The 12,012-nt window shown below is 56.8% G+C and carries 10 protein-coding genes; 3 read left to right on the forward strand and 7 right to left on the reverse strand.

The genetic code is table 11. The annotated features are described in order from the left end of the window. Both V1603_RS19180 and bglX read right to left on the reverse strand, forming a co-directional pair. Positions 1-918: an ABC transporter substrate-binding protein gene (locus V1603_RS19180; protein WP_116338726.1), complete on the reverse strand. Its 918-nt coding sequence runs from the start codon at positions 916-918 to the stop codon at positions 1-3. Between the two features lie 147 nt (positions 919-1,065). Next, the gene (gene bglX, locus V1603_RS19185) at positions 1,066-3,363 is read right to left on the reverse strand and encodes a beta-glucosidase BglX (protein ID WP_233002587.1); all 2,298 of its coding nucleotides are present in this window, start codon (positions 3,361-3,363) and stop codon (positions 1,066-1,068) included. Positions 3,364-3,552: 189 nt separating this feature from the next. On the opposite strand from bglX, the gene dld reads away from it, so the two are divergent. Continuing rightward, complete coding sequence (dld, locus tag V1603_RS19190) at positions 3,553-5,301, forward strand: D-lactate dehydrogenase (protein WP_166711787.1); 1,749 nt, start codon at positions 3,553-3,555, stop codon at positions 5,299-5,301. Positions 5,302-5,413: 112 nt separating this feature from the next. Beyond that, positions 5,414-5,968 (forward strand): GNAT family N-acetyltransferase, encoded by a 555-nt coding sequence (locus V1603_RS19195; protein ID WP_233002586.1) that lies wholly within the window; start codon positions 5,414-5,416, stop codon positions 5,966-5,968. Between the two features lie 96 nt (positions 5,969-6,064). Here V1603_RS19195 and pbpG read toward each other — a convergent pair whose 3' ends face one another. Continuing rightward, complete coding sequence (gene pbpG, locus V1603_RS19200) at positions 6,065-6,988, reverse strand: D-alanyl-D-alanine endopeptidase (RefSeq protein WP_116338718.1); 924 nt, start codon at positions 6,986-6,988, stop codon at positions 6,065-6,067. Positions 6,989-7,155: 167 nt separating this feature from the next. Next, positions 7,156-7,743 carry a Yip1 family protein gene (locus V1603_RS19205; protein ID WP_116338716.1) on the reverse strand — a complete coding sequence of 196 codons (588 nt, stop codon included), beginning with the start codon at positions 7,741-7,743 and terminating at the stop codon, positions 7,156-7,158. A 157-nt stretch (positions 7,744-7,900) separates the two neighbouring features. Between V1603_RS19205 and V1603_RS19210 the strand changes: the two genes are divergently transcribed. Further along, positions 7,901-8,473 (forward strand): DedA family protein, encoded by a 573-nt coding sequence (locus V1603_RS19210; RefSeq protein WP_116338714.1) that lies wholly within the window; start codon positions 7,901-7,903, stop codon positions 8,471-8,473. A gap of 72 nt (positions 8,474-8,545) precedes the next feature. On the opposite strand, the gene V1603_RS19215 is transcribed toward V1603_RS19210, so the two are convergent. From V1603_RS19215 to dusC, 3 genes are all read right to left on the reverse strand, one after another. Then, the gene (locus V1603_RS19215) at positions 8,546-9,310 is read right to left on the reverse strand and encodes an SDR family oxidoreductase (protein ID WP_395313106.1); all 765 of its coding nucleotides are present in this window, start codon (positions 9,308-9,310) and stop codon (positions 8,546-8,548) included. A gap of 50 nt (positions 9,311-9,360) precedes the next feature. Further along, positions 9,361-10,779 (reverse strand): multidrug resistance outer membrane protein MdtQ, encoded by a 1,419-nt coding sequence (gene mdtQ / locus V1603_RS19220; RefSeq protein WP_233002584.1) that lies wholly within the window; start codon positions 10,777-10,779, stop codon positions 9,361-9,363. A gap of 152 nt (positions 10,780-10,931) precedes the next feature. Then, positions 10,932-11,864 (reverse strand): tRNA dihydrouridine(16) synthase DusC, encoded by a 933-nt coding sequence (gene dusC / locus V1603_RS19225; protein WP_192983116.1) that lies wholly within the window; start codon positions 11,862-11,864, stop codon positions 10,932-10,934. Positions 11,865-12,012: the final 148 nt, after the last annotated feature.

Here is a 12,012-nt window from a genome sequence, read left to right on the forward strand (position 1 = left end):
TTACTTCACAAGCCCTTGTTGTTTCAGGAAGTCGGCGGCCACTTTTTTGGCATCCAGTCCCTCGACGGCAATGCTGGCATTCAGCTGCTGCAGCGTTTTTTCATCCAGCTTTTCGAAGACCGGTTTGAGCCAGTCGGCAATCTCCGGATAGGCTTTCAGCACCGCCTCACGCACTACCGGGGTCGGGGCGTAAATTGGCTGTACGCCTTTAGGATCGGTCAGGGTTTGCAGGCCGAGCGCCGCTACCGGGCCGTCGGTGCCGTAGGCCATCGCCGCGTTAACGCCAGAGGTTTGCTGCGCCGCCGCTTTGATGGTTACCGCGGTATCCCCGCCCGCGAGCGAAAGCAGTTGCGCCTGGTCGAGCTTGAAGTCGTACGCTTTTTCGAACGCGGGTAGCGCGTCAGGACGCTCGATAAACTCCGCGGAGGCCGCAAGCTTAAAATCGCCCTTCTCTTTCAGATAGCGGCTGAGATCCGCAAGCGTAGTCAACTTACCTTTCTCCGCCACGTCCTTACGCACGGCGATAGTCCAGGTATTGTTAGCCGGGGCCGGGGTTAACCAGACCAGCTTGTTCTGCTCTGCGTCGAGTTTTTTGACTTTTTCATACCCAGCTTTGGCATTTTTCCATGCCGGATCGTTTTCGTCTTTGAAGAAGAACGCGCCGTTGCCGGTGTATTCAGGGTAGATATCCAGCTCGCCGGAGGTAATCGCGCCGCGCACAACGGGCGTGGTGCCCAGCTGAACTTTATTGACGGTTTTCACGCCGTGGCTTTCCAGCACCTGGAGAATAATATTTCCGAGCAGCGCGCCCTCGGTATCGATCTTTGAGCCCACTTTTACCGGCTCCGCCGCCTGTAGCGGCAGGCTTAGCGCTGCGAGTAGCACCGCAGAAGCTACCATCCCCGTTTTAATCGTCATTACGCTGTCCTCATTTTTTTATCGCCTTTTTCAGAGGCTTGAGAGAAAAGCGTAGCTTAAAACGGCGGATTTACCCGGCAAAATGCCTTTTTAGCATAAGGTAAGACGCATCCCCCGGAAGTCGGGGGATGCAAAGGGAAGGAAATGTTACAGCAGCTCGAACTCGCCTTTATTCACGCGGGCGGAATCCACCCCGATAAAGACGTTAAACTTGCCCGGTTCCGCATCATATTTCATCTGCTGGTTCCAGAACTTCAGCGCGTCCACGTCAATCGGGAAGCTGATGGTTTTGGTTTCGCCAGGTTTAAGATCAACCTTTTCGAAACCGCGCAGCTGCTTCACAGGACGGCTCATCGACGCAGTCACATCCTGCACGTACATCTGAATCACCGTTGCCCCTTCGCGCTTGCCGGTGTTGGTCACCTCAACGCTGGCGGTAACTTTGCCGTCACGCTTCAGGGTTGGCGCCGACATTTTCACGTCAGAGACCTTAAAGGTGGTGTAGCTCAGGCCGTAACCAAACGGATAGAGCGGGCCGTTAGCTTCGTCGAAGTAACGAGACGTGTACTTGTTCGGCTTGTCGGCGTTGTACGGGCGACCGGTGTTCAGGTGGCTGTAGTAGACCGGGATCTGCCCGACGGAGCGCGGGAAGGACATAGGCAGCTTGCCAGACGGGTTGTAATCACCAAACAGCACGTCGGCGATGGCGTTACCGCCTTCGGTACCGGCGAACCAGGTTTCCAGAATGGCGTCAGCCTGCTGGTCCTCTTTCACCAGCGCCAGCGGACGGCCGTTCATCAGCACCAGCACCAGCGGTTTGCCGGTGGCCTTAAGGGCGGCGATCAGATCGCGCTGGCTCTGCGGGATGGTGATGTCGGTGCGGCTGGAGGCCTCATGCGCCATACCCTGCGCTTCCCCCACGACCGCGACAACCACATCGGACTGCTTCGCGGTGTTGACCGCTTCGTCAATCATCTCCTTCGGCGTACGCGGATCGACCTTAACCGCTTCCTCGTACTGGTTAAGGAACGTGACGATGTCTTTATCGTCGGTGACGTTCGCCCCTTTGGCGTACACCACTTTGGCGTTTTCACCGACGGCGTTCTTGATGCCGGTCAGGACGGTGACGGACTGATCGGCCACGCCCGCAGCAGACCAGCTGCCCATCACGTCGCGCTTGCTGTCAGCCAGCGGGCCGACCACAGCAATGGTGCCAGATTTTTTCAGCGGCAGCGTATCGAGGCGGTTCTTCAGCAGCACCAGACTTTCGCGCGCCACTTCACGTGCTTCTTTACGGTGCAGGCGGCTTTCGGCGTTGGTATCAGCCGGGTCAGAATCTTTCGGGCCCAGATGGCTGTACGGATCGTTAAACAGCCCCATGTCGTATTTCACGTTCAGCACGTGGCGCGCGGCATCGTCCAGCTCCGCCATCGTTACCTTGCCGCTCTTCACCAGCCCCGGCAGGTATTTGCTGTAGTACTCATCGCTCATGCTCATGTTAATGCCGGACTTGAGCGCCACGCGCACCGCGTCTTCCGGGTCGGACGCCGTACCGTGTTTGATCAGCTCTTTAATCGCGCCGTGGTCGGAAACGGTGATGCCCTTAAAGCCCCACTGGTCGCGCAGGACGTCTTTCAGCAGCCAGGAATCGGAGGTCGCTGGCGTGCCGTTTAGCGAGTTCAGCGCCACCATCACCGCGCCGCTGCCCGCGTCCAGACCTGCCTTGTACGGCGGCATGTAGTCGTTAAACAGGCGCTGCGGGCTCATGTCGACGGTGTTGTACTCTTTACCGCCCTCGACGGCGCCGTAGGCCGCGAAGTGTTTGACGCTGGTCATCACCGAGTAGCGGTCCGCCGGGCTTTTGCCCTGCATCGCTTCCACCATGGTTTTGCCCATCGTGGCCGTTAAAAAGGTATCTTCACCGAAGCCTTCCGAGGCGCGGCCCCAGCGCGGATCGCGCGAGACGTCCACCATCGGCGCCCAGGTCATGTTCAGGCCGTCGTCCGCCGCTTCATAGGCAGACACGCGCCCGACGGTTTTCACCGCGTCGAGGTTAAAGGAGGAGGCCAGGCCGAGGCTGATGGGGAAGACGGTACGCTGGCCGTGCACCACGTCATAGGCGAAGAACAGAGGGATTTTCAGGCGGCTGAGTTCCATCACCTGATCCTGCATTTTACGGATATCCTGACGGGTGACGGTGTTAAAAATCGCGCCCACCTGGTTCTCTTTGATCATCTCGCGGATGGCCTCTTTCGGGTTATCCGGGCCGACGCTGATCAGACGCAACTGGCCGATTTTTTCATCGACCGTCATCTTCTTAAGCAACTCCGTGACAAACGCGTCGCGGGCTTCAGGCGTGAGCGGGTGATTACCAAACAAATCCTCTGCCAGCGCAGGTTGCAGCGCCAGGCTGACGGCAACACCTACAGAACATAGCCATTTCATGTTGTTATTCTCTCTCATCAATAACCGTGGGAAGCACCCGGCCAGACCGTGCGAAAAGCGCAGTGTGCCACAAACCCTCTGAACGTTGCAGGGTTATTCTCTGATTTTTCTCGTGAATACTCGACCGTTGAACAGTTAATCGCGCTATGCTTTACAGCGAGAAATTTGCCCCACCACAAGGAGTGGAAGATGACTTCTGTTCGAACTGACGATAACAAGACTTTTATTAACGAACTGTCGCGCCTGGTTGGCTCCTCTCACCTGCTTACTGACCCGGCCAAAACCGCCCGCTACCGTAAGGGTTTCCGCTCCGGTCAGGGCGAGGCGCTGGCGGTGGTCTTCCCCGGCACGCTGCTGGAGCTGTGGCGCGTGCTGAGCGCCTGCGTTGCCGCCGACAAGATTATTTTAATGCAGGCGGCCAATACCGGCCTGACCGAAGGCTCTACGCCGAACGGCAACGATTACGATCGCGATATCGTGATTATCAGTACTCTGCGCCTCGACAAGCTGCACCTGCTGGACAAAGGCGAGCAGGTGCTCGCGTTCCCCGGCACCACGCTCTACTCCCTCGAAAAAGCGCTTAAGCCGCTGGGACGCGAACCGCACTCGGTGATCGGATCCTCCTGCATTGGCGCCTCGGTGGTGGGCGGGATCTGCAATAACTCCGGCGGCTCGCTGGTACAGCGCGGCCCGGCCTACACCGAAATGTCGCTGTTTGCCCGTATCGACGAAAACGGCAAGCTGACGCTGGTGAACCACCTGGGCATCGATCTGGGCGTAACGCCGGAACAGATCCTCAGCAAGCTCGACGACGACCGTGTGAGGGACGAAGACGTACAGCACGACGGTCGCCACGCGCACGATCACGATTACGTCACCCGCGTGCGCGATATCGAAGCCGACACCCCGGCGCGCTATAACGCCGACCCGGATCGCCTGTTTGAATCCTCCGGCTGCGCGGGCAAGCTGGCCGTTTTTGCCGTACGCCTTGATACCTTCCCGGCGGAGAAAAAGCAGCAGGTGTTTTACATCGGCACCAATCAGCCTGAGGTTCTGACGGAGATCCGCCGTCATATTCTCGGTGAATTCACCCACCTTCCCGTGGCGGGCGAGTATATGCACCGGGACATTTACGACATCGCGGAGCGCTACGGGAAAGACACCTTCCTGATGATCGACAAGCTCGGCACCGACAAAATGCCGTTCTTCTTCACCATGAAGGGCCGCACCGACGCGATGCTGGAGAAGGTGTCGCTGTTCAAGCCCCACTTTACCGACCGCTTTATGCAGAAGCTGGGGAACGTTTTCCCTGCGCATCTGCCGGAGCGAATGAAAACCTGGCGTGATAAGTACGAACATCATCTGCTGCTGAAAATGGCCGGGGACGGGATTGCCGAAGCGCAGAGCTGGCTCACCGAGTTCTTCAAAACCGCCGAGGGGGATTTCTTCGCCTGTACGCCGGAAGAAGGCAGCAAAGCCTTCCTGCACCGTTTCGCCGCCGCGGGTGCCGCCATCCGTTACCAGGCGGTACATTCCGAAGAGGTGGAAGATATTCTGGCGCTGGATATCGCCCTGCGACGAAACGACACCGAATGGTTTGAGCACCTGCCGCCGGAAATTGACAGCAAGCTGGTGCACAAGCTCTATTACGGCCACTTTATGTGCTACGTTTTCCATCAGGATTACATCGTCAAAAAAGGGGTCGATGCACACGAACTGAAGGAGCAGATGCTCGCCCTGCTGCGCGAGCGCGGCGCACAATATCCTGCGGAACACAACGTTGGTCATCTTTATAAAGCCCCTGACGCACTTAAGCAGTTTTATCGCGAGAATGACCCTACAAACAGTATGAACCCCGGCATAGGGAAAACAACGCGGAAGAAATACTGGCAAGAAAGTGCAGACGCTGAGCAGCACATAACGCAAGCGTCTGATTAAACCCTACAGCCAAAATTGAGAGATTGTTTCGCGCGCCGTAATCGTAATAGAGTAGCGTTCAGTCGCCGGAGAAACCTTTCTCCGGCATTCGATAACGAGGAGCGGGCACGTCATGTCGGCTGTTGATGTTTTATCCGAAACCGAACTGGAAGTACGCGACGCCCTTCCCGATGATGTGCATGCCATCGCCGCCATTTACGCCTGGCATGTGCTTCACGGACGCGCGTCGTTCGAAGAAGTTCCCCCCACCATCGACGAAATGCGTCAGCGCATGAAAAGCGTGGCCGAGAACGGTTTACCGTGGCTTGTCGGGCTGTACCGCGGGATCGTGGTGGGCTACTGCTACGCCACCCCTTATCGACCGCGACGCGCCTATCGCTATACCCTGGAAGAGTCGATTTACGTGGACGCCAGCATGACCGGACGCGGTTTTGGCACCGCATTAATGAGCGCGCTAATCGCACGCTGCGAGCAAGGCCCGTGGCGGCAGATGATTGCTGTTGTGGGAGATGGCAATAATAATGCCGGATCGCTGCGGCTGCATAAAAAGCACGGCTTCGAGATTGTCGGTCAACTGCGCAGCGTGGGGTATAAGAAAGGCGACTGGCGGGATACGGTGATAATGCAGCGCCCGCTCAATGATGGGGACTGGACGCTGCCGGAATAAAAGCAGTTCGGTCTGGTGCCCTCACCCCGGCCCTCTCCCACAGGGAGAGGGAGAAAACATAAAAAACGGTAACATGCGTTACCGTTTTGCTTTTACCTAATCGTTCTGCGCCGTCGCCATCTGCTCCGCTTTCTGCTTTTTATAGGTCAATGCCGCAGCCGGAACGGGCTGCACTTTCCCGGTCTCAATCCAGGTACGCAGGCGGCTCGCATCCGCAAAGTGGGTATATTTCCCGAAGGCATCCATCACCACCAGCGCCACCGGCTTACCGTTAAACACCGTGCGCATTACCAGACAGTGTCCTGCCGCGTTGGTAAAGCCCGTTTTCGTTAGCTGAATGTTCCAGTTATCCCGGTACACCAGATGGTTAGTATTGCGGAACGGCAGCGTGTAGGACGGGTTCGCAAAGGTCGCCATCTCTTCACGGGTGGTACTGAGCTGACCAATCAGCGGATATTGTTTGCTGGCAATCAGCAGTTTCGTCAGATCGCGGGCCGTGGAGACGTTGTTAATCGACAGCCCCGTCGGTTCAACAAAATGGGTATTGCTCATCCCCAGCGCTTTGGCTTTGGCGTTCATCGCGCGGATAAACGCGTCGTAACCGCCAGGATAGTGGTGCGCCAGGCTCGCCGCCGCGCGGTTTTCGGATGACATCAGCGCCAGCAGCAGCATATTTTTACGGCTGATTTCGCTGTTCAGGCGCACGCGGGAGTAGATCCCTTTCATCTCCGGCGTGTGGCTGATATCCACTTTCAGCTTTTCGTCCAGCGGCAGATGTGCATCAAGCACCACCATCGCGGTCATTAATTTGGTTATTGAGGCAATAGGGCGCACCAGGTCCGGGTGGCTGGCGTAAATCACCTTATTGGTGTTGAGATCGACAATCATCGCGCTGCCGGACGCAATTTGCGGCTGGGCAGCAGCGGCGGTCACCGCGGGCGTTTTGGCGACGGCTGGCACAGCAGCTGACGCGCCCAGCAGCAGCGCCAGGCTAAGTAAAGAGACTCGAAATTTCAGCATGGTGAGACTTCTGATAATTATTCACGCACGTAATGACGTACACCGCCTGTGTCGACGGATAAACACAGGCTGGCTTCGGCATCATAGCGGTCACCGTGCTTTGTCGCCAGCGGATAATCGTGAACAGATGCTGCATTGCTGGCATTTACGCCAGCAATGCAGTGAGCTTAGAAGAGACGGTATCCATACCCCCAAAGAATAACCGTCAGCGCCAGTAACGCCTCCAGCACCAGCACCCCGATGGCAAGCGTCGAGCCGGAGAAGCTCAGGCCCTCTTCTTTATTGATATTGAGGAAGGTAGGAACGCCCACATACAGCAGATACCCCGTATAAAAGAGGGCAATGGTACCGATCAGCGCGCACAGCCAGACCAGTGGATAGAGCGCAACAATACCGCTTAAGAACAGCGGGGTCGCGACGTATCCGGCGAAGATCATACAGTGTGCCAGCGATGGGCGTTGCGGATAGTTACGCGCCATCCAGTGAATCACGCGTCCCATAACCGCCACCCCGGCCAGCATCAGGCCATAAAAGAGAATGGCAAGATAGAGCCCGGTAAACCAGGAAAGCTGCACCACGGTGCCGTCACCGAAGTTCCAGCCAATTTGTGTTGTGCCAATAAACGCGCATATTACCGGCACCGCGGCCATGAGCAGCACATGGTGCGTGTAATGATGCGAGACCGTTTCGTTCTCACTTTTGATGACATGCATCTCACGATCGGGATGGGAGAAAAGTCCCCAGACATGGTTCATAGCGCCCCCTTGTTGTCGGCCCGTCAGCGATACCTTAAGTATAATGCAGGCTTTAGATTATTTTATGTACAGTGGGAAATTTCCGTTGATTGCCGCGCTGTTGATTCATGGGGTATATGATTAAACGAGGTACGCAGAGGGAGATAACACTTACGTAATGGATATTAACGCACTCATTGAACAATATGGATATGCCGCGCTAGTCATCGGCAGCGTGGCGGAAGGTGAAACCATCACGCTGCTAGGGGGCGTCGCCGCGCATCAGGGCTTACTGAAGTTCCCGCTGGTCGTCGCCGCGGTCGCGCTGGGCGGCATGATTGGCGATCAGCTGCTCTACTTCCTGGGGCTGCGCTTTGGCCCGACGCTGCTCAAGCGTTTCGCTAAACACAAAAAGAAAATCAACCGCGCGCAGCGCCTGATCCAGCGCCATCCTTACCTGTTCGTGATTGGCACCCGCTTTATGTACGGCTTCAGGGTTATCGGGCCGATACTGATTGGCGCCAGCCGCCTGCCGCCAAAAATTTTCCTGCCGCTGAATATTCTTGGCGCGATAGCCTGGGCGCTGATCTTCACGACGCTCGGTTATGCAGGCGGCGAGGTGATTGGCCCGTGGCTGCATAATCTAGACCAGCACCTGAAGCACTGGGCGTGGTTGATTCTGGTGGTTGTGGCGGTGATTGGGGTCAGGCTGTGGCTGAAGCATCGGGAAAAGGTGCGGGATGAGGAGTAGCCTGGTGCGGCCTGATGCCCTCACCCTAACCCTCTCCCCTTTGGGGAGAGGGCCGGGGTGAGGGGAAACCTGCTACCTCTCCGGCTTAAACTGCGGGTTCGCCAGCATAAAGCCCCCGTCGACGATAAACGATTGACCCGTTGTGTAGCTGGCATCGCTGTCGCACAGCCACGCCACCAGGCTGGCAATCTCTTTGGTATGGCCCGGCCTTGCCAGCGGGATTTCCGGCATTGACCCTTCCTTCACTTCGCTGTCGTCCATATCGTTCATCGGCGTGGCAATGGCACCCGGCGCGACGGCGTTCACCAGAATCTTATGCTTAACCAGCTCCATCGCCATGGATTTGGTTAAGCCGCCGAGCGCATGTTTCGCGGCCGTATAGGCGCAGGCCTCCGGCAGCGGGGTGTGCTCGTGCACCGAGGTGATGTTTACAATCCGCCCCCCTTCCCCCTGCTTCACCATTTGCCGTGCCGCAATCTGTGAGCAGAGAAACGCGCCATCCACGTCGACGGTAAAAATATTCCGCCAGTCGTCAAACGCCATCTCAAGGAATGGCGCTTTGGTCATCGCTCCGGCATTGTTAACCAGAACGTCCAGCCGCCCGAAACGCGCAATCAGCGTTTCAATAGCTTTAGCGCCGTCCGGGAGCGTGCTTAAATCAAGATGGATAGCCTCTGCGCGCTGCCCACGCGCTTCAACTTCACGGCAGGTTTCCAGCGCCCCTTTTTCATCGGAGTGCCAGGTGACGCCAATATCAAACCCGCGCTCTGCGAGCATCAGCGCCGTGGTTTTACCGATCCCGGAATCCGATGCGGTTACAATCGCTACTCTGGTCATACTCACCTCCTGAAAAACTGCAAAGAGGTAAGTATAGATAATGGCCTTTTTTAGCCCTGGTGATACCCACCGCCCAGCGCTGAGGTCAGCTGCAGCGTGGCGTCGAGATACTGGCCTTTCAGCATGACGCCTTCGAGACGTTCTTTCAGCGCCGGAATTCTGGCTTCGCTGACCCGCGAGCCCGCAATGATACCAGCGCTAAAACGCGCCTGCGCCAGCGCCACCACGCGCGCCGCGTCTTTTTCGACCTGCTGCTGGTGACGATTTTTTGCCGTCAGGGTTTCAACTTCACTGGCCGTACGCGCCACCTGATTGACGGCTTCGACCACAGCTTTGTTGTAGTTCGCGACGGAAAGATTATTCTGCGCCTGGGCAATATCCAGCCTGGCGTTCAGCCTGCCGCTGTCAAAAATCGGCAGCGTCAATCCGGCGGTCACCCCCATCTGCTGCGCTGAAGAGCGAAACAGATCGCTCAGATGGAGGGCATCCTGCTGTAAGAACGCCATCAGGTTCACGTCAGGATAGAAAGCCGCTCTGGCGGCATCCACCTCGCTCATGGAGGCTTCGATATACCAGTGCGCTTCTTGCAGATCCGGACGGCGAGCCAGCAGTTCATAACCGAGCGTCGACGGTAACGAGGCTTCTGCGGCAGGCAACGGGTGGCGCGTAAGCGTTACGGAGGAAGAATTGGTCAGCGCGACCAGACGCGCCTCGACGGCTTTCATCTTCCCGTTAACTTCTGCCAACTGCTCTTCGGTTTTATTGGCGTTGATATCCGTTTCAACACCCTCCACGGAAGAGGTGATCCCGTGCAGATACAGCTCGCGGTCGGCACCAATAATGTTGTCCTGTTCATGTTTGATCTGCGCGAGAACCTCCCTTGCGGTGGCCTGAGTTTGCCACTCCCAGTAGAGCCGCGCCACGCTGCCGGCCAGCAGCTGGCGGGTCTGCTCCAGCTCCGCTTTTTGCGCATTCACTTTGCCAATACGCGCTGCGATCCGGTCGCGGTTTTTACCCCACAGATCGAGATCCCAGCCCGCCGTCAGGCCAAAGGTGCCGTTGGTATACCATGGGCCAGTTGTACCCGCCGCCGGGTCGGTCAGGGCAAACGGCCCCATCAGCCCCTCTGCCGACATTTTTTGCCGTTCAACATCCGCAGAAAAATCCATCTGTGGGCCATCGGCTGCGATAGCGGCCTTCGCCTGAGCTTCGGCAAGCGTAATGCGCTGACGGGCAATCTGCATATCGGGGGCATCCGCTATTGCCTTCGCAATCAGCGAATTTAACTGCGTGTCGTTATACGCTTTCCACCATTCATTTTTCGGCCAGTCCGCATGACGAAGTTGGGTATTAACGGAAGCGGCTGTCGTTTGCATTTTGATTGGCGACACCGTGGAATGTTCCGGTGCGCACGCAGCCAGCATAAAAATAAGGGGAGCACTCAGAGATAAAATAAGAAAACGTTTCATTACGCCATGCACTCAAAAAAATAAAGGCGCAACTTACGCTTGATGACGTTCCATTTTTTAGTAACGCGTGGCAATCCGCAAATTGTCATACACTTACATAATCGGCAAAATATTCACTGTGTGAATTATTTATATTTAAATATAAATGCCAATTATTTTGTCTGTATAACCCGCGCAATATCAGCCGACGTTTGCAGCGTACGGATCTCCTGAAATAACCCCAGCGCTTCGCTGTACTCTTTGCGTAAATAACTCAGCCACTGTTTAATTCGCGCGACGTGATACAAACCGGTGTCGCCCTGCTTTTCCAGACGGCTGTATTTTTGCAGCAGCGTGACGACGTCTGCCCACGGCATCCGCGGCTCGTTATATTTCACTACACGGCTGAGGTTCGGCACGTTCAGCGCACCGCGGCCAATCATCACCGCATCACAGCCGGTAGCGTTCAGGCATGCCTGCGCGCTCTCGTAATCCCAGATTTCACCATTGGCGATCACCGGAATGGTGAGGCGTTTGCGGATCTCACCGATCGCCTGCCAGTTAATGCGCTCGGCTTTGTAGCCATCGTCTTTGGTGCGGCCATGCACCACCAGCTCGGTGGCCCCGGCCTGCTGCACCGCATCGGCGATTTCAAACTGCCGCGCGTCGCTGTCCCACCCCAGACGCACCTTAACCGTCACCGGCAAATGCGAAGGCACGGCCTCACGCATCGCCTTCGCGCCGCGGTAAATCAGCTCAGGATCTTTCAGCAAGGTCGCCCCGCCGCCGCTGCCGTTGACCAGCTTCGACGGACAGCCGCAGTTGAGATCCACCCCGTAAGAGCCCAGCTCAACCGCGCGGGCAGCGTTTTCCGCCAGCCACTCAGGATACTGGCCGAGCAGCTGAATACGCACCAGCGTGCCGGAAGAGGTCCGGCTCTGGTTGTGCAGCTCGGGGCACAGGCGGTAGAAGGATTTTACCGGCAACAGCATATCGACCACGCGCAGAAACTCCGTCACGCAGAGATCGTAATCGTTCACCTCGGTCAGAAGCTCGCGCACGAGGGAGTCGAGCACGCCTTCCATTGGAGCCAGTAAAACACGCATAGCAGTACCTGTGAAAAAAGACGCGCTATAGTATCTGCTCTGTTTGTGTGTGGAAAGCCCGACGTTCCATTCCGGAATGTCTGGTATGCTCAAATTTCATGATGTGATCCGTGGCACATTTTTAGGTTTAATTGTATGATGAATGCGT

The organism is Enterobacter sp. ECC-219, from assembly GCF_043966805.1.
In the GTDB taxonomy this organism is placed as follows: domain Bacteria; phylum Pseudomonadota; class Gammaproteobacteria; order Enterobacterales; family Enterobacteriaceae; genus Enterobacter; species Enterobacter cloacae_N.

What these genes read in the sequence shown, in the direction of transcription:
- V1603_RS19215 (WP_395313106.1), bottom strand. Translation starts at nt 9,310, where the DNA reads ATGACCAGAGTAGCGATTGTAACCGCATCGGATTCCGGGATCGGTAAA.
- V1603_RS19180 (WP_116338726.1), bottom strand. Translation starts at nt 918, where the DNA reads ATGACGATTAAAACGGGGATGGTAGCTTCTGCGGTGCTACTCGCAGCG.
- pbpG (WP_116338718.1), bottom strand. Translation starts at nt 6,988, where the DNA reads ATGCTGAAATTTCGAGTCTCTTTACTTAGCCTGGCGCTGCTGCTGGGC.
- V1603_RS19210 (WP_116338714.1), top strand. Translation starts at nt 7,901, where the DNA reads ATGGATATTAACGCACTCATTGAACAATATGGATATGCCGCGCTAGTC.
- V1603_RS19195 (WP_233002586.1), top strand. Translation starts at nt 5,414, where the DNA reads ATGTCGGCTGTTGATGTTTTATCCGAAACCGAACTGGAAGTACGCGAC.
- dld (WP_166711787.1), top strand. Translation starts at nt 3,553, where the DNA reads ATGACTTCTGTTCGAACTGACGATAACAAGACTTTTATTAACGAACTG.
- bglX (WP_233002587.1), bottom strand. Translation starts at nt 3,363, where the DNA reads ATGAAATGGCTATGTTCTGTAGGTGTTGCCGTCAGCCTGGCGCTGCAA.
- mdtQ (WP_233002584.1), bottom strand. Translation starts at nt 10,779, where the DNA reads ATGAAACGTTTTCTTATTTTATCTCTGAGTGCTCCCCTTATTTTTATG.
- dusC (WP_192983116.1), bottom strand. Translation starts at nt 11,864, where the DNA reads ATGCGTGTTTTACTGGCTCCAATGGAAGGCGTGCTCGACTCCCTCGTG.
- V1603_RS19205 (WP_116338716.1), bottom strand. Translation starts at nt 7,743, where the DNA reads ATGAACCATGTCTGGGGACTTTTCTCCCATCCCGATCGTGAGATGCAT.